This window comes from Streptococcus mitis (genome assembly GCF_008763935.1).
GTDB classification, from domain to species: Bacteria; Bacillota; Bacilli; order Lactobacillales; family Streptococcaceae; genus Streptococcus; species Streptococcus mitis_DB.
In genome coordinates, this window is the sequence record NZ_VTQF01000004.1 from 135,597 (window position 1) to 156,180 (window position 20,584).

Genomic DNA, 20,584 nt, shown 5'->3' on the forward strand with positions numbered 1-20,584 from the left:
TGTGATATACTTCACATATAAATACAAGAGAGCTCGTCATACTCGACTCTGTTGACACAAAATCAATCCAGTCCTGTTTCTCCTGCTCTCAGTTAATATCAAGGAGGATAGCTATGAAAGCTGTTGTTGTAAATCCAGAAAGCACTGGTGTTGCTGTTGAAGAAAAAGTACTCCGTCCACTTGAAACTGGAGAAGCACTTGTAGAGATTGAATACTGTGGTGTTTGCCACACTGACCTCCACGTTGCCCATGGTGACTTTGGTCAAGTACCAGGACGCGTCCTAGGACACGAAGGTGTTGGTATCGTTAAAGAAATTGCCCCAGATGTTAAAAGCCTTAAAGTCGGTGACCGCGTCAGCGTTGCTTGGTTCTTTGAAGGATGTGGTACTTGCGAATACTGTACAACTGGCCGTGAAACTCTTTGCCGTACAGTGAAAAATGCTGGCTACTCAGTAGATGGTGGTATGGCTGAACAATGTATCGTAACTGCAGACTATGCTGTTAAAGTTCCTGACGGACTTGATCCAGCCCAAGCCTCTTCTATCACATGTGCTGGTGTAACAACCTATAAAGCTATTAAAGAAGCAAAAGTTGAACCAGGCCAATGGGTTGTTCTTTACGGTGCTGGTGGACTTGGTAACCTAGCTGTTCAATACGCTAAAAAAGTATTCAATGCTCATGTCATCGCAGTTGATATCAATAACGACAAACTTGCCCTTGCAAAAGAGGTCGGTGCTGATATCGTTATTAACGGCCTAGAAGTTGATGATGTACCTGGACTCATCAAGGAAAAAACTGATGGTGGAGCTCATTCAGCTGTCGTAACTGCTGTATCTAAAGTTGCCTTCAATCAGGCTGTTGACTCAGTTCGTGCCGGTGGTCGCGTAGTCGCTGTTGGTCTTCCTTCTGAAATGATGGAACTAAGTATCGTAAAAACCGTTCTAGATGGAATCCAAGTCATCGGTTCTCTTGTTGGAACTCGTAAAGACTTGGAAGAAGCCTTCCAATTCGGTGCAGAAGGTTTGGTAGTTCCAGTTGTTCAAAAACGTCCAGTCGAAGATGCCGTAGCCATTTTCGACGAAATGGAAAAAGGTCAAATCCAAGGACGTATGGTACTCGATTTCACCCACTAATCTAATAGAAACCTATTTTAAAAGTTGGAATACGCTTCCAACTTTTTTATATTAAATTTTTAAATAAGAATTCAAAAAAACTTCTCTAAAACTCAATATATCAATATTTTCAGATGTAATCTCTTTAATTATTTTATGATAAATAGTTGATTTTTAGATGAAAACGGTTTATACTTAAAAAGTCTTAAAGTTTTCTTAAACGAAAACTAAAACAAAAAAGGAGGAATGACAATAATGAGTATCGGAATCATTATTGCGAGCCACGGCGAATTTGCTGCGGGTATTCATCAGTCAGGATCTATGATCTTTGGTGAACAAGAAAAGGTTCAAGTTGTAACCTTTATGCCAAATGAAGGTCCTGATGATCTATACGCTAAGTTTAATAACGCTGTTGCTGCATTTGACGCAGAAGATGAGGTTCTAGTTTTGGCTGACCTTTGGAGTGGATCTCCATTTAACCAAGCTAGCCGCGTGATGGGAGAAAATCCTGAGCGTAAGTTTGCCATCATCACAGGACTTAACTTACCGATGTTAATTCAAGCCTACACAGAGCGCCTGATGGACGCTACTGCAGGTGTAGAAAAAGTCGCTGCTAATATCATTAAAGAAGCCAGAGATGGCATCAAGGCTCTTCCAGAAGAGCTCAACCCAGTTGAGGAAGTAGCAAGCGCTGCAGCTGCTCCAGTTGCCCAAGCTGCTATTCCAGAAGGAACTGTCATCGGAGACGGTAAACTCAAAATCAACCTTGCCCGTCTAGACACTCGTTTACTTCACGGTCAGGTTGCAACTGCTTGGACTCCAGATTCAAAAGCAGACCGTATCATCGTTGCTTCAGATAACGTAGCTAAAGACGAATTACGTAAAGAATTGATTAAACAAGCAGCTCCAGGTAAAGTGAAAGCAAACGTTGTTCCTATCCAAAAACTAATCGACGTTGCAAAAGACCCTCGCTTCGGAGGAACACATGCCCTTATCTTGTTTGAAACACCTCAAGATGCCCTTCGTGCTATTGAAGGTGGCGTGCCAATCAAAACTCTTAATGTTGGATCAATGGCTCACTCAACTGGTAAAACAATGGTTAACAACGTTTTGTCTATGGATAAAGAAGACGTTGCTACATTTGAAAAAATGCGTGACCTTGGTGTTGAATTTGATGTACGTAAAGTACCAAACGACACGAAAAAAGATTTGTTTGACTTGATCAACAAAGCAAACGTGCAATAATCGATTTTATGAAAGGATTTTAAAGATGTCTATTATTTCTATGGTTTTAGTAGTCGTTGTAGCCTTCCTAGCAGGTCTTGAAGGTATCCTCGACCAGTTCCAATTCCATCAACCAATCGTAGCTTGTACCCTTATCGGTCTTGTTACTGGTAACCTTGAAGCAGGGATCATCCTTGGTGGTTCTCTTCAAATGATCGCCCTTGGTTGGGCTAACATCGGAGCTGCCGTAGCTCCTGACGCTGCTCTTGCTTCTGTTGCTGCTGCCATTATCATGGTTCTTGGTGGCGACTTTACTAAAACAGGTATCGGTGTTGCCCAAGCGGTTGCTATCCCTCTTGCAGTTGCTGGTCTATTCTTGACTATGATTGTCCGTACACTCTCTGTCGGATTGGTTCACACTGCTGATGCTTCTGCTAAAAAAGGTGACTTCAAAGCAGTTGAACGTGCTCACTTTGTCGCACTTCTTCTTCAAGGTCTTCGTATTGCAGTCCCTGCAGCACTCCTTCTAATGGTACCAACTGAAACAGTACAAAGCATTCTAAATGCTATGCCTGATTGGCTTAAAGATGGTATGGCTATCGGTGGTGGTATGGTTGTTGCCGTTGGTTACGCTATGGTTATCAACATGATGGCAACTCGTGAAGTATGGCCATTCTTCGCTATCGGTTTCGTGCTTGCTGCCGTGTCAGATATTACTCTAATCGGATTTGGTGCTATCGGTGTTGCTATCGCTCTTATCTACCTTCACCTTTCTAAAACTGGTGGAAACGGTGGCGGTGGAGCCGCAACTTCTAACGACCCAATCGGCGATATCCTAGAAGACTACTAAGATAAGAAAGGACTGAAAACATCATGACTGAAAAACTTCAATTAACTAAATCAGATCGTAAAAAAGTTTGGTGGCGTTCAACTTTCTTACAAGGTTCTTGGAACTATGAACGTATGCAAAACTTGGGTTGGGCTTACTCATTAATTCCAGCTCTTAAAAAACTCTACACTAAAAAAGAAGATCAAATCGCTGCTCTTGAACGCCATCTTGAGTTCTTCAACACTCACCCATACGTAGCCGCTCCAATCATGGGGGTTACTCTTGCACTTGAAGAAGAACGTGCTAACGGTGTTGAAATTGATGACGCTGCTATCCAAGGGGTTAAAATCGGTATGATGGGACCTCTTGCTGGTATCGGTGACCCAGTATTCTGGTTTACAGTACGCCCAATCCTTGGATCACTCGGTGCTTCACTTGCCCTTACTGGTAATATCTTAGGTCCAATCCTCTTCTTCGTTCTTTGGAACTTGATTCGTATGTCATTCTTGTGGTATACACAAGAGATTGGATACAAGGCTGGATCAGAAATCACTAAAGATATGTCTGGCGGTATCCTTCAAGACATCACTAAAGGAGCTTCTATCCTTGGTATGTTCATTCTTGCTGTCCTTGTTCAACGTTGGGTAAATATTAAATTTGCTTTCGATGTTGCCAAAGTTCAACTAGATGAAAAGGCTTATATCCATTGGGATAAATTGCCAGAAGGATCTAAAGGTATCCAAGAAGCATTCGCACAAGTAGGACAAGGATTGTCTCAAACACCTGAAAAAGTTACTACTTTCCAACAAAACTTGGATATGTTGATCCCTGGACTATCAGGACTACTCCTTACTCTCCTTTGCATGTACTTGCTTAAGAAAAAAGTATCTCCAATCACTATTATCCTTGCACTCTTCGCAGTGGGTATTGTGGCACATGTTCTTCACATCATGTAATCAAGCAACTTAAAAGGAATCAGGTTCTAAAATCTGATTCCTTTTTTCTATACTTTTATTCGGCCAAGGCACCCATTGGATCCCATGGTGCGAGTACAATTGGTTCTGATTCATAGGCAGCTTGTTCTTCTGCTGTCAGCAATTCCTTACGGACAACGATTTGGTAAGTGTATTCGTCCATCCAAGCGTCTGAGGCAACAAAGTACCCATCGGTACCAACCTTGTCTCCCCATGAGTTTTCAACCTTCCACTTGGTTGACTTCCCATTTTCATCCAAATCAACACCTGTCAAGACCATGGCGTGGGTCATCAAACTTTCGCTGTAATCCAAACGTCCAGCCTTGTCTTGAGTGAGTTTAATGTCCATGCTTGATTCAAAGTCATAAACATCTGTCGCAAGGATTCCAGCCTTACGGTTGCTGAGCTGGCCGACATCAGAACCAAACCAAACAGTCTCACCTGCTTGCATTTGAGCAATTGCCAACTCTTTCAAGCGCTCCATCGGCACGTTGATGTAACGAACCGCACGGCTACCAACCACATTTCCTAACATCTCAACTGTGTAAGATTTTCCGTAAGGCTTGTCAGCAGTTGGAGCATTGATAACAGAAACATAATCTTCTAGAGGAAGATTGACATATTTCTTGTAAAACTCTTGTGGTGTAATGCCCTTTTCGCTTTGGTAGTTGTTATCTTTATCGCGATAAGCAAAGTCAAACTGACGTGGTGGAAGTCCTAATGACATGGCAAGGAAATTAAAGATTTCTTGCAAGAGGTCTTCTTTCTTAGCTTGAACAGTCGCTTGGTCCGCACCAGAAGTAAGCAAGTCACGCAAGATTTGAGCATCTTGGCGAAGCAATTTGTTAAGTATTGCATTTAACTCACGGCTACTACTAGATGAAACAGACTCAGGGTAAACTGACTTAGGCACGACACCGTATTTCTCAAAGAGAGAAACGACCATATCCCATTGACCGCCATCTTGTTGAGGTGTTTGAAGTAGGAATTTAACCTTACGGCTCGTCAAATCTTGGTCTGCGGTTGCAATGACTTGCTCCAAGAACCAGTTTGATTTCTCATACTTATCCCAGAAGAATGTATGAGCCTGTGACAACTCAAAGTTTTCCAATTTATATTGAGAGATGAGTTTGTGACGGAAGGTGTTAAGGGCTGCAAACATCCAGCAACGACCAGACGCTTTCTGGTTTGTTACCTTGTCCTTGGTCAAATCCAATGAGAAAACAGGTGTGTTGTCTACATGGCTTTGGCGACGTTCTAGGGCTGCAAAAATTCCATTATGGCTAGCAGCATTTTCAATCGCTTGGTATTTTACATTTGCTTCATAGTTGGCAAATAATTTATCAGTAAATGATTCTTGAATCGCGTTCATAGATTCCTCCTTTTATTCTACAGTCTATTATAACGCTTTTCACAAAGTAAGCAACTGAAAAACATAAAAGGCAAGGATATTCTTCCTCACCTTTTCGAATATAAATCAAATTAGGCAATATTCGCAAGGAGAGCTTCTAACTCTTCCTTGGTCAAGCGACGCCATTCCCCTCTTTGTAAGTTATCATCTAACATCAGAGTTCCCATAGTCAAACGCTGTAGGTCTACTACTTCCTTACCACAGTATGCCACCATACGCTTGACCTGATGGAACTTCCCTTCTGCAATAGTCACACGGATTTGGCTCTGATTCTTTTCTGAATCTACCAACACAAGCTCCAGTCTAGCGGGCTGACAGGTAAAGTCTTTGAGAGGAATTCCCTTAGCAAATATCTCTACGTCTTCTTGGGTCATAATTCCCTTAACCTGTGCCAGATAGGTCTTATCCACATGACGCTTAGGTGAAAGAAGAGCATGTGCAAGCTGACCATCATTGGTCAGGAGCAGGAGTCCATGCGTATCAATATCCAAGCGCCCTACTGGAAAAACTTCCTTGCTCCGAGCAATATCGTCCAACAAGTCTAGAACCGTTCTGTGTTTTGGATCCTCAGTCGCTGAAATAACTCCTTGGGGCTTGTTCATCATGTAGTAGACAAACTCCTCGTACTCCAGCACTTGCCCATCAAAGCGAATCTCATCTCTTTCTTCATCAATCTGCAATTTAGCTGATTTTTCTTTTTTACCATTTACCGTCACGCGCCCAGCCTTGAGCAAGTTTTTGACCTCAGTCCGGCTCCCCACAGCGCAGGCAACTAAAAATTTATCTAATCTCATAGAACTATTATATCATATCAAAAGGAGGCTGTCTCAATGACCAACCTCCTTTTCATTTCATACTCTTCAAAAATCTCTTCAAACCGCGTCAACGTCGCCTTGCCGTATGTATGGTTACTGACTTCGTCAGTTCTATCTGCAACCTCAAAACAGTGTTTTGAGCTGGCTTCGTCAGTTTCATCTACAACCTCAAAGCAGTGCTTTGAGCAGCCTGCGGCTAGTTTCCTAGTTTGCTCTTTGATTTTCATTGAGTATCAGATTTAGGAAATTAACTTCCTCGTCTCCAGAAAATCGCTAAGACAATCATGGAACCTAGTACTGCCGGAATAATGGCAGTTCCTGCTATTATCGGTCCCCAAGTCCCAAAAAGCAAGTGGCCTATAAAGGCACCAATCCAGCCTAGAAACATTTTTCCAAAACATCCCATGCGTTCTCCACGATTGGTCAGAGTACCTGCTAAAAATCCCACTAGGAGACCGACGAACATACTTCCTAACATATTATCTCCTTAATTTGCCCAATCTCCGTTACGGAAGAGTGGTACACGTGTCCCATCCTCACGGATACCATCGATATCCATTTGGTTAGAACCAATCATAAAGTCTACGTGAACATCTGAACGGTTAAGTCCCGCAGCTTCAAGCTCCTCTTCGCTCATCTCCGCTCCACCAACTACGCTAGTCGCATAGGCTGCACCGATAGCCAAGTGGTTTGATGCATTTTCATCGAAAAGGGTGTTAAAGAAGGTAATGCCTGACTGAGAAATTGGGCTTGGATCTGGTACCAAGGCACATTCACCCAAGGCACGCGCACCCGCATTTTCAAAGACAAGGTCTTTCATGACCTGATCACCCTTCTCAGCTGAAATATCCACGATTTGTCCATCCTTAAAGGTTACCTTAATACCTTCAATAATATTTCCATTATAGCTAAGCGGTTTTGTAGAAGTGACATAACCATCTGCGCGACGGAAGTCAGGCGCTGTGAAGACTTCCTCTGTCGGCATATTTGGCAAGAATCCTTCGCCCTGTGCATTGATAGCACCAGCTGATTCCCAAACGTGGTTCTTCGGCAAACCAAGTGTTAAATCTGTCCCTGGCGCTGTGTAGTGAAGGGCTGAAAATTGTTCTTTATTAAGCATATCGGCCTTACTCTTAAGGATAGCTGCATGCTCTTCCCAAGCCTTAACAGGATCTTCTTCGTAGACACGGCAAGTTTTGAAGATTTGGTCCCAAAGGAGATCGACTGCTTCTTCGTCGCTCGCAGCATTTGGAAAGACTTTCTTAGCCCACTCAAGTCCAGCAGCGGCTGCTACAGTCCAGCTAACCTTGTTGGATTGAGTCGCGATACGCATTGGCTTCATGGCAAGTCCCATAGCTTTAGCAGAAGCTGAAAGCTTATCAGCGTCCACACCGTTCAAAGCACCTGGATCAGATGAGCGAACTCCAAGACGGCTAGCCTTGTTCTCCAAGAGATAGTTCATCTCAGCAATCTTATATTCTGGCACATTGTCCAAACGCTCCATTGGCGCGTGGAGAAATTTCTCACGGTTAATGACATCATCTGTCCACTGAACAATAACCTCATGCACACCCAAGGCATAAGCTTCTTTGACAATTAAGTGAGCTAACTCACGTTGCTCCACATCGATAGAGAGAGCCAAAGTGTGACCAGGTTGCACATTGATTCCGTTCGCAACCAATAATTTCGCATATTTTTCTAGATTTTCTTTAAAATTTGGTAAAACCATTCTGTTATCTCTTTTCTATTTTTATTTTTCTTTCAAAGCAGAGAATAATCCTGCTAAAGCAATGGCACCTGACAAGAGTGCTGTTGATAGAAGAATTGTCTGATCAGCAAGTTCTAATTGATATTCAAACACCTTCTCAGCTGGCCTATCTTCCGCAAAAATTCTTAGTTTCATCTTTTTTCCTCCAAGATCTTAAAACAACTCATCAAACAAACTCAACTGGTTATCTTCTGGCATATTGCCCAGAATTCCCATTTCATCCATCTTTTCAACCAAGGTTGATGAGAGCCCTCCACGCTTACGCAGTTCTGTTTTAGAGAGGAATTCTCCCTCTTCACGCGCTCGCACTAACTGCTTAGCAACGTTCTCTCCCAGACCATCCATTGCTACAAATGGCGGAATGAGGGTATCCCCATCGATGAGGAACTCTGTCGCCTGACTACGGTAGAGATCGAGTTTACCAAACTTGAAACCACGCTCCCACATCTCATTGACAATCTCAAGAGTTGTATAGAGATCGATTTCCACATTAGAGGCCTCATTGTTCTTCCGTTTTTCAGAGATTTCTTCCATTCTGCGCTTGATGGCATCCAAGCCCGCACCCATAGTCTTGATATCAAAGGCTTTAGCACGGATTGAGAAGTAAGCACAGTAGTAATAAATAGGATGGTGAACCTTGAAGTAAGCTACACGCAAGGCCATCATAACGTAAGCTGCCGCATGGGCTTTAGGGAACATGTACTTAATTTTCCCACAGGACTCGATATACCACTCTGGTACCTTATTGGCCTTCATGGCTTCGATATAGCCATTTCTCTCCTCTTCAGAAATCTTCAGCCACAAGCCCTTACGTACCCGTTCCATGATAGTAAAGGCCATCTTAGGTTCGAGACCAGCATGCATGAGATAAACCATGATGTCGTCCCGACAACCGATAACAGTCGATAGATCCGCTATTCCTTGCTTGATCAAATCTTGGGCATTTCCCAACCACACATCGGTACCGTGGGATAGACCTGAGAGCTGAAGCAATTCTGCAAAAGTCGTCGGATGGGTTTCATCGACCATCCCTCGGACAAAGTTGGTTCCAAATTCTGGAATCCCCAGCATGCCCGTAGGCGTTCCGATTTGCTCAGGTGTTACCCCTAACACATCCGTCCCAGAAAATAGGGCCATCACGCCTTCGTCATCCATAGGAATTTCATTAGGGTCAATCCCAGACAAGTCTTGGAGTTTTCGAATCATAGTCGGATCATCATGTCCCAGTACATCGAGTTTGAGGACGTTCTCGTCGATATCATGGAAGTTAAAGTGAGTGGTCTGCCATTCAGCTGTCACGTCATCTGCTGGATACTGGACAGGCGTAAAATCATAGACATCCATGTAGTTAGGAATAACAACGATTCCCCCAGGGTGTTGTCCTGTTGTCCGCTTGACACCAGCAGCACCTTGGGCAAGACGTTCCACCTCTGCATCACGATAAAACTTGCCATAATCTCTCTCATAGCCCTTGACAAAACCATAGGCAGTCTTGGCAGCCACCGTACCAACCGTTCCTGCACGGAAGGCATATTCCTCACCAAAGATATCACGCACATCCAAGTGAGCACTAGGCTGATCTTCTCCCGAGAAGTTCAAGTCAATATCGGGAACCTTGTCCCCATCAAAACCAAGGAAGGTTTCAAACGGAATATCCTGTCCGTTTTTACTTAGTTTGTGACCACATTTAGGACAGTCCTTATTAGGCATATCAAATCCTGAACCATAAGAACCATCGGTGATAAACTCACTATACTGACACTGACCACAGACATAGTGAGGGGAGAGAGGATTAACCTCCGTAATCCCAATCATAGTCGCAACAAAACTAGATCCGACAGACCCACGAGAACCAACCAAGTAACCCCGTTCATTAGAACGTTGTACCAGCATCTGCGAGGCCAGATAAATCACGGCAAAGCCATTCCCCAGAATGGATGTTAATTCTTTTTCAATCCGCAAATCAACAATATCTGGCAGTGGATTTCCATAAATCTCAAAAGCTTTCTTATAGGTCAACTCAGCAACTGTTTCTTCAGCCTTGTCGATGAAAGGCGTGTACAAGTCACCCTTAACAACCTCAACGGGTTCAAAGATTTCTGCCAAGGCATTGGTGTTTTCAATGACCAATTTCCGAGCTAATTCCTCTCCCAAGAAGGCAAATTCATCCAACATCTCATTAGTCGTTCTAAAATGAGCCTTTGGAAGTGGTGCTGGTTGGGCATGTTCTCCATGACCGATAGTTCGGTTAATCATAGCCCCCTGGCCCAAACTACGGACGATAATTTCGCGGTAAATCTCTTCTTCTGGTTCGATATAGTGGACATTCCCCGTAGCCAAAACGGGCTTGCCAAGGCGGTCTCCCACCTCTATCAAACTCTTGATAATGGTCTGGAGTTCTTCCATATCCTTGACCTGCTCCTTGGCAATCAAGGGGGCATAGATAGCTGGTGGCATGACCTCGATAAAGTCATAATACTTGGCCACCTCAACCGCCGCATCCACACCTTGGGAAACGACTGCATCAAAAACTTCACCTTCAGAGCAAGCTGAACCTAAAATCAAACCTTCCCGATGGGCATCTAGAACCGTTCTCGGAATTCGTGGTACCCCTTCAAAGTACTTGGTATTAGACAATGAAACCAGCTTAAAGATATTTTTTAGCCCTACTTGATTCTTGACATAAATGGTCGCATGTTTAATCCGAGCTTTTTTATAAGAATCTGGGCTAATCAAATCAATGTTGAGTCTAGCTAAATCGGTCACACCATGTTTTTCTGCTACCTCTTTGATAAAGATGAAAAGCAGGCGACCTGTAGCTTCCGCATCGTAATTGGCCATGTGGTGATGTTCCAAAGCCACACCAAAACGCTTGGTCAAAGGTCCCAAACCATGACGTTTGTACTCAGGATAGAGGTTTCTAGCAAACTCCAGTGTATCAATGACTGGCTGACTAATCCTTGGAAGACCATGACGCTCATAGTTGGCATTCATAAATCCAACGTCAAAGGTAGCATTGTGGGCAACTAAGACCGTATCCTTGCAGAATTCTTGGAATTCTTGCAACACTTGTTCCAGTGGTTTGGCATTTTTGACATGGTCATCTGTAATTCCAGTCAACTCAGTAGTAAAAGCTGACAAGGGATGTCCAGGATTGATAAATTCATCAAATTCAGCAATAACATTCCCCTTGTACATCTTAGAGGCCGCAACCTGAATCAAATCATTATAGATAGCTGAAAGCCCCGTCGTTTCCACGTCAAAGACCACATAGGTTGCTTCGGACAAGTCCATCTCCACTTCATTATAGACGATAGGGACACGGTCCTCCACGATATTGGCTTCCATACCATAGATCAGCTGGATTCCCGCTTTCTTAGCCGCCTTATAGCCGTGTGGGAAGGACTGAACATTTCCATGGTCCGTGATGGCAACCGCCTTGTGTCCCCACTTAGCAGCTGTCGCAACGATCTCTTCTACCTCGGGTAGTGCATCCATGGTCGACATGTTAGTATGAGCATGAAACTCAACCCGCCGTTCTCCTTCTGGCATTAAATCCTTCCGCTCATAGTGAACAACTTCCTGTACATCTTGCACATTCATAGTCAAATCGCGTGTGAAGTTATTCATCTCCACATTCCCACGAACTCGGAGCCAAGAATTTTTCTTGATTAGGTCAAACTTCTGAGCCTCTTCCTCATTCTTAACCCACTTTTGCATCGAAAAACTGGAAGTGTAATCCGTCATTTTAAAGTTGATCAAAACACGCCCTGTTCTGGTCACTTTTTGCTCCACATCAAAAACAACCCCTTCAAAGACCAGACGATTTTCCTCCGTCCTCACTTCGATCATAGGAGTAATCTCCGCCTTATCTAGCTTGGGTTTGGCTGCAGCTTTTTTCGCTTGAAAATCAAAGGCTGGTTTCTCTTCCGCTGGAGGAGGTACCATCTGTTCCAGTTGTTCCATAGCACGGAGCGCTTCCTCATTGGCCGCTTGAACAATCTGCTCATTTTCAGCATGAAAGGCTTCCTCTTGCTCTTGGGTCAGGACATCATTCTTCTCGACTTGACAGTTAAAAGTTGGAAAACCAAATTTTTCAAGTTGTTTAGCCAAATTAGGAAGGTGATTTTTCTTAAAATGTTCCTTATCAATAGCCTCAGAGCCCTCAATAAATAGTTGATTACCCTCCGCACGAACTTGCAAATTTTGATAAAGGGACTTAAAACCTTGACTAGCACACGGCCCGTCAGAAAAAGCCTCTCTATAATAGGCCTGCAAGAGTTGATTTGAAAATTCTTGAGACAGAGCCTTGATTTCGAAAACAGCTTTATTGCCTGTCTTAGAAAATTCTTCGCTTAAACCTTTCTTTAATTCTAAAAAGATTTCAATCGGTAAAATATTAGAAAATACGAAATGAAACTCCCATACCTTACTAATTTTATGAACCACAACTCGCTCAATATCGGCCTGTGCTAAAGCAGGAGCCTGTCTCATTTCAGCAGGTATCCCCAATTGATTCATCAAAATTTCAAAACTATTTGACATTCATTTTCCTCACATTATTCTCTTACTATTTTACCATATTTAGAGGTATTTTCTAAAGACAAAAGGAAGCCACTAAGTGACTTCCTTCTAGAGTGAGGACTGATTAGTCTTCACCTTTGTTTTTCTTAATGATTTCTTCTTGTACTGACTTAGGTACATCTTCGTAGTGGTCAAATACCATCATGAATGTACCACGTCCTTGAGATGCAGAACGAAGAACTGTTGCGTAACCGAACATTTCAGCAAGTGGAACGTAAGCACGAACGATTTGGCTGTTACCATGTGCTTCCATACCATCTACACGTCCACGACGAGCAGTTACGTGACCCATAACATCACCAAGGTTTTCTTCTGGAACAGTGATTGTTACAAGCATCATTGGCTCAAGGATAGCTGGTTGTGCTGATTTAGCAGCTTCTTTAAGAGCAAGTGAAGCCGCGATCTTGAAGGCAGTTTCAGATGAGTCGACATCGTGGTATGAACCATCGTAAAGCTTAGCTTTAACGTCAACCATTGGGTAACCTGCAAGAACACCGTTAGCCATAGATTCTACCAAACCTTTTTCAACCGCTGGGATAAATTCACGAGGAACCACACCACCGACGATTGCGTTTTCGAATTCGAATCCTTTACCTTCTTCGTTTGGAGTAAATTCAATCCATACATCACCGAATTGACCTTTACCACCAGACTGACGTTTGAAGAATCCACGTGCTTGAGTAGAAGCGCGGAATGTTTCACGGTAAGATACTTGAGGAGCACCTACGTTCGCTTCAACTTTGAACTCACGACGCATACGGTCAACAAGGACGTCAAGGTGAAGCTCCCCCATACCAGAGATAACTGTTTCACCAGTTTCAACGTTTGTTTCAACGCGGAATGTTGGATCTTCTTCAGCCAATTTTTGAAGGGCAATACCCATCTTATCTTGGTCAGCTTTAGATTTTGGCTCAACCATCAATTGGATAACTGGTTCTGGAACGTTGATTGACTCAAGGATGATTTTAGCTTTTTCATCTGTCAATGAGTCACCAGTTGTAGTATCTTTCAAACCAACGGCAGCAGCGATATCACCTGAGTAAACAGTGTCGATTTCTTGACGGCTGTTGGCGTGCATTTGAAGGATACGTCCGATACGCTCACGTTTACCTTTAGAAGTGTTCAATACGTATGAACCTGATTGAAGAACACCTGAGTAAACACGGAAGAATGTCAAACGGCCTACGAATGGGTCTGTCATGATCTTGAAGGCAAGAGCTGCAAATGGCTCTTCATCAGATGCTGGACGAGTTTCTTCTGCTTCTGTATCTGGGTTAACACCTTTGATCGCTGGAATGTCAAGTGGGCTTGGAAGGTAGTCAATAACCGCATCAAGCATCAATTGAACACCTTTGTTCTTGAAGGCAGAACCACACAATACTGGGAAGAATTCAACGTTGATAGTCGCTTTACGAATACCAGCTTTCAATTCTTCGTTAGTGATTTCTTCACCTTCGAGGTATTTCATCATCAATTCTTCGTCAGTTTCAGCAACTGCTTCAATCAATTTTTCACGGTATTCTTGAGCTTGGTCAAGGTATTCAGCTGGGATATCTTCTTCAAGGATATCTGTACCAAGGTCGTTAGTATAGATTTCAGCTTTCATCTTGATCAAGTCGATGATACCACGGAAGTCATCTTCAGAACCGATTGGCAATTGGATTGGGTGTGCATTTGCTTGAAGACGATCGTGAAGTGTGCTTACAGAGTAAAGGAAGTCAGCACCGATTTTGTCCATTTTGTTAGCAAATACGATACGTGGAACTCCGTACTCAGTTGCTTGACGCCAAACTGTTTCAGTTTGAGGCTCAACACCTGATTGTGAGTCAAGAACAGTAACCGCACCATCCAATACACGAAGAGAACGTTGTACTTCGATTGTGAAGTCCACGTGTCCTGGTGTGTCGATGATGTTTACGCGGTGGTTGTTCCATTGAGCTGTTGTCGCAGCAGATGTAATAGTGATACCACGTTCTTGCTCTTGCTCCATCCAGTCCATTTGTGACGCACCTTCGTGAGTTTCACCGATTTTGTGGATTTTACCAGTGTAGTAAAGAATACGCTCAGTAGTTGTTGTTTTACCAGCATCGACGTGAGCCATGATACCGATATTACGAGTTTTTTCAAGTGAAAATTCGCGTGCCATGAGGTTTGTTTCTCCTATTTATTTTTGATTTCTATTCTATTATAACACGATTTTAATAAAAACGGATAGGCAGGACCTACCCGTTCTCAATGTTTTCATGCTATTGTTGGTTTCAACTTGTAGATTTACAAGTTGAATTGAACTCGGGCTAAAAGCTCGGAAAAATAGATAAGCTCTCCTAGAATCTTCGATTCTTCGTCAAGCTTCCTAATTTTCAGTCGCTTTTTTAACGTCCTTAGTATCTTAATCTTACCAACGGAAGTGTGCGAATGCACGGTTAGCTTCAGCCATGCGGTGAGTGTCTTCACGTTTCTTAACTGCTGCACCAGTGTTGTTAGCAGCATCCAAGATTTCTTTTGCAAGACGGTCTTGCATTGTGTGTTCACCGCGAAGACGAGCGATTGTTACCAACCAACGAAGTCCAAGTGTTGTACGACGTTCTGGACGAACTTCAACTGGGACTTGGTAGTTAGAACCACCAACACGACGTGCACGTACTTCAAGTACAGGCATGATGTTTTCCATAGCTGTTTCAAATACTTCAAGTGCATCGTTACCAGTAGCTTCTTTGATTTGCTCAAAAGCACCGTAAACGATTGAAGCAGCTGTACCACGTTTACCGTCAAGCATAACGCGGTTGATAAGACGAGTAACTAGTTGTGAATTGTAAAGCGGATCTGGCAATACGTCACGTTTTGGAGCTCTATTTTTACGACTCATTTCTCTTTATCCCCTTTCCTTATGCTTTTGGACGTTTAGTACCGTATTTAGAACGGCCTTGTTTACGATCGTTAACACCTGCAGTATCAAGTGCACCACGGACGATATGGTAACGTACCCCTGGAAGGTCTTTTACACGTCCACCACGAAGAAGAACCACGCTGTGCTCTTGCAAGTTGTGTCCGATACCTGGGATGTAGGCAGTAACTTCGATAAGGTTGCTCAAACGTACACGAGCGAATTTACGAAGGGCTGAGTTAGGTTTTTTAGGTGTCATTGTTCCAACACGAGTTGCAACACCACGTTTTTGTGGTGAAGAAACGTTTGTTTGAACTTTTTTATGACTGTTGTAACCAACGTTCAAAGCTGGTGATTTAGATTTTTCTACTTTTGATTTACGCGGTTTGCGAACCAATTGGTTAATTGTAGGCATCTACATTCTCCTGTGTTTTTTTATTTTTGGTGATGATACACTTGGTGACAGCTACCATCTGTGTGTACTTTTGCAACATTTGTCAGCACGTCCCTGTACACTCTTGAGAGACCAAAAGTAAAAAGTACCGTCTATTATTGTAACAAAATTTTCTATTGGTTGTCAAGATATTTTTCTTTTTTATTCTTAATTTTAGCTCTTTTGTAGTGCTCCCCCAAAAAAGAAAAAGGAGGAATCCCACCCTCCTAAAGTTAGTATTGTTCCATTCAATCCCATCAATTTTAGCACATAATGGTTTTCGAGATATGATAGTATCACAACCAACCAGATTCTTTCGCGATATTAGCTGCCTCTGTTCGATTACCAGCATCTAGTTTAGAAAGAATATTGGTGACATAGTTTCGGACGGTTCCGTTTGATAAATAAAGTTGATCTGCAATTTCTTGGTTAGACAAGCCTTGAGCAATTCCCTTTAAAACGGCGATTTCTTGCTCTGTTAATGGATTGGGATGCGTCATAACTACTTCCATCAATTCAGGCGAATACTCCTTGCGTCCTTCGAGGACAGTGTGCAAAGTTTGCATGAGGTCTGCAATGCTTCTTTCTTTCAAGACATAAGCATCCACTCCAGCCTTGACCGCACGTTCAAAATATCCGGGGCGCTTGAAGGTCGTCACCACAACTACCTTTGTTTCTAGCATTTCTGCTCGTATCCACTCCAAGACTTCGAGACCTGTCTTAACAGGCATTTCTACGTCAAGAATGGCGATATCTACGAACTCCTTTCCTAAGAGTTGAATTGCTTCTTGACCATTCTTGGCTTGTAGGACAGTCTCTACATCTGGTTGAAAGGTAAGCAACTGACACATAGCATCTCGTAACATACTTTGATCTTCTGCAACAAGTAATTTCATCTTAGTTTCTCTCCTTATAAGGTAGTCGAACTTGCACTTCCGTTGGTTGTTTCTGACTGATTACTCTTACTTCTCCTGAAAATGGAAAAACACGATCTCGGACTGTATGGAGTTCATCTCCTTTTAGAGAAGCAAAGCCACAGCCATCATCTCTCACTGTTAGAATGAGTTCTTTCTCAGTTCGTTCTAATCTCAAGTAGGTTTTCGATGCTCTGGCATGTTTGATGATATTGGTCACCAACTCAAGCAAAATCATGGAAGCCGTTGACTCCAATTCCTGAGTAAGGCTAGCAGTATCTAGTTGGTTATCCGTTTCCACCTCAATTCCAGCAATTTCTAACATCTTTTTCACAGTCTCTAGTTCGGATGTCAAAGTTCTAGTCTTAAGATTTTCCACAATGGTTCGCACTTCACGCATTGATTCTTTGCTAATTTTCTGTATTTCTCTTAATTCCTTTTCCACTTGTGGATAAGCCTGCATTTGAAATAACTGCAAGGCTAGATCTGTCTTGACACTAAGCATGGCAAATGTATGCCCCAGACTATCATGTAAATCTTGACCGATACGACTGCGTTCATTTTCAGCAAGCAATAGATTTATCTGGGCATTTTGCTTAGCCTGCGCTTCTTTCAAATCCTCCACAATCCGAATCCGAACCAATCCAAAAGTCATTAAATCGACAAAAGTAAGAATTACAAGTAGATAGAATAGAAACTCAACTTCGATTCTCTGAAAAATCAACAGTTGGCCCACAACAAGGACTTGAGCAAGAAGAAAAGTCCAGACATGTAAAGACTTTAAACTACGTACGCCAAAATGATAACTTAAGAGGTTAGAAAGGAAAAAGAAGAACCAGATATAATTAACAGCAACAAAGGCAGTATTCCCAACTACATAAGTCAGCATGAGACCCCAATATAGCCAAGATAGGCGCTGGCTCTTAGTTGTTAAAACACCCAAATACGCCACTACAAATAGAATATCAATCAATAAATGCCAGACAGAAAGCCACCCAGTCACTACAGGAAGGATGGGGAAAATCATAAAAATTAAACTGGCCCAAAACATATAGTGTATGCTTTTCAGTCTTTCAAGCATTAAGCATTCTCCTTATGACCTTGAAGGTAAATGGTCAAACCAAACAAAACTGCTGAAAAAATAAGTAGATAAACTGTGGCTGACAGATTGATGCTACCCTCGTTTAAGAAGGTCTTGAGCAACTCCATCAACTGATAAGTTGGTAGACACTTCCCGATTGCTTGCATCCAGTCTGGAAATAAAGAGATGGGCATCCAGAGTCCGCCTAAAACAGCCAAGCCTAGATAGAGAAGATTGCCCACGACAGACATCAGCTGACTAGAAGGCAAGAGTGTCAAGGTCAAGCCAAGCGCTACAAAAGCTACACTTCCTACTATCAGCAAGAGCGCAGCCCCAATCCAGCTTCCTAAAGGCATATCCACACCTCTGACCAAGTGCCCAACTGAGAAAACAACCAGGATTGAGACCAGATAATCAACCATCATACTTGTTATCTTTGATAGATAATATTCTACCATATTTACCGGAGTATGGCGCAATGTTTTCTGCCAGTTGTTGATCTTATCTGTATGTAAAACAGCTGGGAATGAAAACATAGCTGTCGACATCATGGAAAAGGCTGTCATGGAGATGAGGTAATCACGCATAAAATTAGCTGGTCCACCTGGTGTGTCCTGGTACATGCCTGAAAAGAATAAATAGAAGGCTGTCGGCATACCTACTGATAATAAATAATAGACTAATTGTCGTTTGGTCAATAGAAATTCTATCTTGTTTAGTGCGATCCATCGTTTCATCTTAGTCATCTCCCTTTTGTGTTTCTTCAAAGATTGTATCCAACAAGCTACGATTATTGACTTCAATTTCTTGAATCCTACATCCTGCTTGCACTAACAGTTGCCAAAAAGCATCCGCTTCACGTGTAACTACTTGCAAAGCGTCTTGTTTTTGTGACCAGTTTTCAACCAAGTTAGACTGCTCAATGACTTCCTTGTATGCTAGAGGAAGGATAAAGTGCTTTTCAATCTCCTCACTGCGCATGGCTAGAGGTGTTGTATCGCGAATCAACTCTCCCTTATTCAAGACCAAGATTCGGTCCGCTGTATGCTCTACCTCTTCGATATAATGGGACGAATAGAGAATGGTAACTCCCTTAGCTTTTAGCTCCTGAACAATTTCCCAAAAGCGTTGGCGGGTTGAAGTATCCATGGCAGCAGTTGGCTCATCTAAAAAAACAAGCTTTGGTCGCCCAATTAAGGTCAAGACAAAAGAGAAAAGACGCTTTTGTCCACCTGATAATTTTTCTGCGAATTGCTCTTGTTGTTGCTTATCAAACTGTAATAGTTGATCGATTTCCTGGTTACTCAAGTGATTTGGATAAATTTTTTGAAAGAAAGCAATCAACTCTTTTACCTTTAGTTTCTGAACGATGACATTTTCTTGTGGGAGGTAGGATCTTGTATAGTCTAACTGAGAGCTCGTTACCGGCAAATCTTGGATAGATACTTGCCCACTGGTGAGCAGTTTATCTCCAAGCAAACAGTCCAAGAGTGTGGTCTTCCCAGCACCATTGGGACCAATCAAGGCGACGCATTCACCTTCAGCTACCTCAAAGGAAATATCCTTCAAAATAGCCTTGCCCTTGATGATTTTATTTAAGCTTTCTACCTTAATCATGTTCATCATATTCTCCTTTCAGCCACTCCTTTCCCATCGGAAAGGCGATAAAAATCATAAATCCTAGACCCCAGGCACCACGAATAGCTTGGTGAAGGAAGGCTTGATCAAACCAACCTGTAAACATTTCTACCAGCCATACCACTAGTGATAGTCCAATAAAAAGATATAGAATCGCTTTTTTCATTTTTCAAACTCCTTTTTCACATCTGAGACTAATTTCAAACCTTCTCGGATCAACCAAGACATCATGCCAAATCCTGCAAACAAATCCCAAGGAAAATGATAGAAACCTTCATCCAATCCTGAAAACATGAGATAAGTCATGACTCCTGCTGCTACTAAACTCATTGCGACAATTACTTTATGTTTCATTTTTTTTCCTCCATTTGATACATCTAGTATAATTCTTTGAAAGTAGAATCACTAGAAGCTTCTGTCATGAGGAAATATGACAAAAGTCATAAAAGATTCTATTTAAAAGGATCAAGAAAGATTACACAACAAGACACAGAGTAGAAAAGAATCTATGGTACCTCCGTCAAAGTGATATCAAATTTAGACTATAACGTAAACTAATACGCATTTAAAATCAAAAGAGCGGAAATTTTTATCGCACAAAACACATATATTATAGGCAGAACAAAAAACACTTCAATTACTTTCTTAAAAGTTTATAAGAATTATACAATCTGTTAAATTTTAATTTATGTACCTAAACTACAGTATTCATTGAACAAATCAGGAAACAAAAAGTATACGCGATCAAAATGAATTACTGAAATTAAAAAAGAGAGAAGCAAACTGATTCTCTCTTAATGTATATAATATCTAGTTAAAAACAAAAAAGATACGCTTACGTATCTCTGTAATGAATCGGGAAGACAGGATTCGAACCTGCGACACCTTGGTCCCAAACCAAGTACTCTACCAAGCTG

General features: G+C 42.3%; 20 protein-coding genes. 4 read left to right on the plus strand and 16 right to left on the minus strand.

Going from position 1 to position 20,584, the window contains the following annotated elements:
- The first annotated feature begins 113 nt into the window (after positions 1-113).
- The 4 genes from adhP to F9B91_RS07915 all read left to right on the plus strand — a co-directional run bounded on the left by adhP (position 114) and on the right by F9B91_RS07915 (position 4,121).
- The gene (gene adhP / locus F9B91_RS07900) at positions 114-1,133 is read left to right on the plus strand and encodes an alcohol dehydrogenase AdhP (RefSeq protein ID WP_000649182.1); all 1,020 of its coding nucleotides are present in this window, start codon (positions 114-116) and stop codon (positions 1,131-1,133) included.
- 234 nt (positions 1,134-1,367) lie between these two features.
- Positions 1,368-2,357 carry a PTS sugar transporter subunit IIB gene (locus F9B91_RS07905; protein WP_150922907.1) on the plus strand — a complete coding sequence of 330 codons (990 nt, stop codon included), beginning with the start codon at positions 1,368-1,370 and terminating at the stop codon, positions 2,355-2,357.
- 25 nt (positions 2,358-2,382) lie between these two features.
- Entirely contained in the window at positions 2,383-3,186 is an 804-nt protein-coding gene (locus F9B91_RS07910; RefSeq protein WP_000022716.1) for a PTS mannose/fructose/sorbose transporter subunit IIC, read from the plus strand.
- A 23-nt stretch (positions 3,187-3,209) separates the two neighbouring features.
- Positions 3,210-4,121, plus strand: coding sequence for a PTS system mannose/fructose/sorbose family transporter subunit IID (locus tag F9B91_RS07915; RefSeq protein ID WP_000136864.1), 912 nt, complete (start codon positions 3,210-3,212; stop codon positions 4,119-4,121).
- 55 nt (positions 4,122-4,176) lie between these two features.
- On the opposite strand, the gene pepC is transcribed toward F9B91_RS07915, so the two are convergent.
- From pepC to F9B91_RS08000, 16 genes are all read right to left on the minus strand, one after another.
- The gene (pepC, locus tag F9B91_RS07920; protein ID WP_049499889.1) at positions 4,177-5,511 is read right to left on the minus strand and encodes an aminopeptidase C; all 1,335 of its coding nucleotides are present in this window, start codon (positions 5,509-5,511) and stop codon (positions 4,177-4,179) included.
- 110 nt (positions 5,512-5,621) lie between these two features.
- Positions 5,622-6,344, minus strand: a complete 723-nt coding sequence (locus tag F9B91_RS07925; RefSeq protein ID WP_150922908.1) for a pseudouridine synthase — start codon at positions 6,342-6,344, stop codon at positions 5,622-5,624.
- A gap of 17 nt (positions 6,345-6,361) precedes the next feature.
- Complete coding sequence (locus F9B91_RS11475) at positions 6,362-6,592, minus strand: hypothetical protein (RefSeq protein ID WP_150922909.1); 231 nt, start codon at positions 6,590-6,592, stop codon at positions 6,362-6,364.
- Positions 6,593-6,612: 20 nt separating this feature from the next.
- Positions 6,613-6,843 carry a GlsB/YeaQ/YmgE family stress response membrane protein gene (locus F9B91_RS07935; RefSeq protein ID WP_000901572.1) on the minus strand — a complete coding sequence of 77 codons (231 nt, stop codon included), beginning with the start codon at positions 6,841-6,843 and terminating at the stop codon, positions 6,613-6,615.
- Positions 6,844-6,852: 9 nt separating this feature from the next.
- On the minus strand, positions 6,853-8,094 hold the full coding sequence (locus F9B91_RS07940) for an aminopeptidase (protein ID WP_150922910.1): 1,242 nt from the start codon (positions 8,092-8,094) through the stop codon (positions 6,853-6,855).
- Between the two features lie 21 nt (positions 8,095-8,115).
- Positions 8,116-8,268, minus strand: coding sequence for a hypothetical protein (locus F9B91_RS07945; RefSeq protein ID WP_049499548.1), 153 nt, complete (start codon positions 8,266-8,268; stop codon positions 8,116-8,118).
- An 18-nt stretch (positions 8,269-8,286) separates the two neighbouring features.
- Positions 8,287-12,678: a PolC-type DNA polymerase III gene (locus F9B91_RS07950; protein WP_150922911.1), complete on the minus strand. Its 4,392-nt coding sequence runs from the start codon at positions 12,676-12,678 to the stop codon at positions 8,287-8,289.
- 103 nt (positions 12,679-12,781) lie between these two features.
- Positions 12,782-14,863: an elongation factor G gene (fusA, locus tag F9B91_RS07955; protein WP_150922912.1), complete on the minus strand. Its 2,082-nt coding sequence runs from the start codon at positions 14,861-14,863 to the stop codon at positions 12,782-12,784.
- A gap of 249 nt (positions 14,864-15,112) precedes the next feature.
- Positions 15,113-15,583, minus strand: a complete 471-nt coding sequence (rpsG, locus tag F9B91_RS07960) for a 30S ribosomal protein S7 (protein ID WP_000087873.1) — start codon at positions 15,581-15,583, stop codon at positions 15,113-15,115.
- 19 nt (positions 15,584-15,602) lie between these two features.
- Complete coding sequence (rpsL, locus tag F9B91_RS07965; protein ID WP_001142332.1) at positions 15,603-16,016, minus strand: 30S ribosomal protein S12; 414 nt, start codon at positions 16,014-16,016, stop codon at positions 15,603-15,605.
- A 314-nt stretch (positions 16,017-16,330) separates the two neighbouring features.
- A complete protein-coding gene (locus F9B91_RS07975) occupies positions 16,331-16,930 on the minus strand; it encodes a response regulator transcription factor (RefSeq protein ID WP_084887410.1) in 600 nt (199 codons plus the stop codon).
- A gap of 1 nt (position 16,931) precedes the next feature.
- Complete coding sequence (locus F9B91_RS07980; protein WP_084887408.1) at positions 16,932-18,029, minus strand: sensor histidine kinase; 1,098 nt, start codon at positions 18,027-18,029, stop codon at positions 16,932-16,934.
- The gene (locus F9B91_RS07985; protein WP_084887405.1) at positions 18,029-18,766 is read right to left on the minus strand and encodes an ABC transporter permease; all 738 of its coding nucleotides are present in this window, start codon (positions 18,764-18,766) and stop codon (positions 18,029-18,031) included. Before F9B91_RS07985 ends, F9B91_RS07980 begins: the two co-directional genes overlap by 1 nt.
- 1 nt (position 18,767) lies before the next feature.
- A complete protein-coding gene (locus tag F9B91_RS07990) occupies positions 18,768-19,652 on the minus strand; it encodes an ABC transporter ATP-binding protein (protein ID WP_084887404.1) in 885 nt (294 codons plus the stop codon).
- Positions 19,639-19,833 (minus strand): hypothetical protein, encoded by a 195-nt coding sequence (locus F9B91_RS07995; protein ID WP_084887402.1) that lies wholly within the window; start codon positions 19,831-19,833, stop codon positions 19,639-19,641. Before F9B91_RS07995 ends, F9B91_RS07990 begins: the two co-directional genes overlap by 14 nt.
- A complete protein-coding gene (locus F9B91_RS08000; protein ID WP_084887400.1) occupies positions 19,830-20,021 on the minus strand; it encodes a hypothetical protein in 192 nt (63 codons plus the stop codon). The genes F9B91_RS07995 and F9B91_RS08000 overlap by 4 nt, the downstream gene beginning before the upstream one ends.
- Positions 20,022-20,584: the final 563 nt, after the last annotated feature.

Coding starts and splice junctions, on each gene's coding strand:
- adhP (WP_000649182.1), top strand. CDS start 114: ATGAAAGCTGTTGTTGTAAATCCAGAAAGCACTGGTGTTGCTGTTGAA.
- F9B91_RS07905 (WP_150922907.1), top strand. CDS start 1,368: ATGAGTATCGGAATCATTATTGCGAGCCACGGCGAATTTGCTGCGGGT.
- F9B91_RS07910 (WP_000022716.1), top strand. CDS start 2,383: ATGTCTATTATTTCTATGGTTTTAGTAGTCGTTGTAGCCTTCCTAGCA.
- F9B91_RS07915 (WP_000136864.1), top strand. CDS start 3,210: ATGACTGAAAAACTTCAATTAACTAAATCAGATCGTAAAAAAGTTTGG.
- pepC (WP_049499889.1), bottom strand. CDS start 5,511: ATGAACGCGATTCAAGAATCATTTACTGATAAATTATTTGCCAACTAT.
- F9B91_RS07925 (WP_150922908.1), bottom strand. CDS start 6,344: ATGAGATTAGATAAATTTTTAGTTGCCTGCGCTGTGGGGAGCCGGACT.
- F9B91_RS11475 (WP_150922909.1), bottom strand. CDS start 6,592: ATGAAAATCAAAGAGCAAACTAGGAAACTAGCCGCAGGCTGCTCAAAG.
- F9B91_RS07935 (WP_000901572.1), bottom strand. CDS start 6,843: ATGTTAGGAAGTATGTTCGTCGGTCTCCTAGTGGGATTTTTAGCAGGT.
- F9B91_RS07940 (WP_150922910.1), bottom strand. CDS start 8,094: ATGGTTTTACCAAATTTTAAAGAAAATCTAGAAAAATATGCGAAATTA.
- F9B91_RS07945 (WP_049499548.1), bottom strand. CDS start 8,268: ATGAAACTAAGAATTTTTGCGGAAGATAGGCCAGCTGAGAAGGTGTTT.
- F9B91_RS07950 (WP_150922911.1), bottom strand. CDS start 12,678: ATGTCAAATAGTTTTGAAATTTTGATGAATCAATTGGGGATACCTGCT.
- fusA (WP_150922912.1), bottom strand. CDS start 14,863: ATGGCACGCGAATTTTCACTTGAAAAAACTCGTAATATCGGTATCATG.
- rpsG (WP_000087873.1), bottom strand. CDS start 15,583: ATGAGTCGTAAAAATAGAGCTCCAAAACGTGACGTATTGCCAGATCCG.
- rpsL (WP_001142332.1), bottom strand. CDS start 16,016: ATGCCTACAATTAACCAATTGGTTCGCAAACCGCGTAAATCAAAAGTA.
- F9B91_RS07975 (WP_084887410.1), bottom strand. CDS start 16,930: ATGAAATTACTTGTTGCAGAAGATCAAAGTATGTTACGAGATGCTATG.
- F9B91_RS07980 (WP_084887408.1), bottom strand. CDS start 18,029: ATGCTTGAAAGACTGAAAAGCATACACTATATGTTTTGGGCCAGTTTA.
- F9B91_RS07985 (WP_084887405.1), bottom strand. CDS start 18,766: ATGAAACGATGGATCGCACTAAACAAGATAGAATTTCTATTGACCAAA.
- F9B91_RS07990 (WP_084887404.1), bottom strand. CDS start 19,652: ATGAACATGATTAAGGTAGAAAGCTTAAATAAAATCATCAAGGGCAAG.
- F9B91_RS07995 (WP_084887402.1), bottom strand. CDS start 19,833: ATGAAAAAAGCGATTCTATATCTTTTTATTGGACTATCACTAGTGGTA.
- F9B91_RS08000 (WP_084887400.1), bottom strand. CDS start 20,021: ATGAAACATAAAGTAATTGTCGCAATGAGTTTAGTAGCAGCAGGAGTC.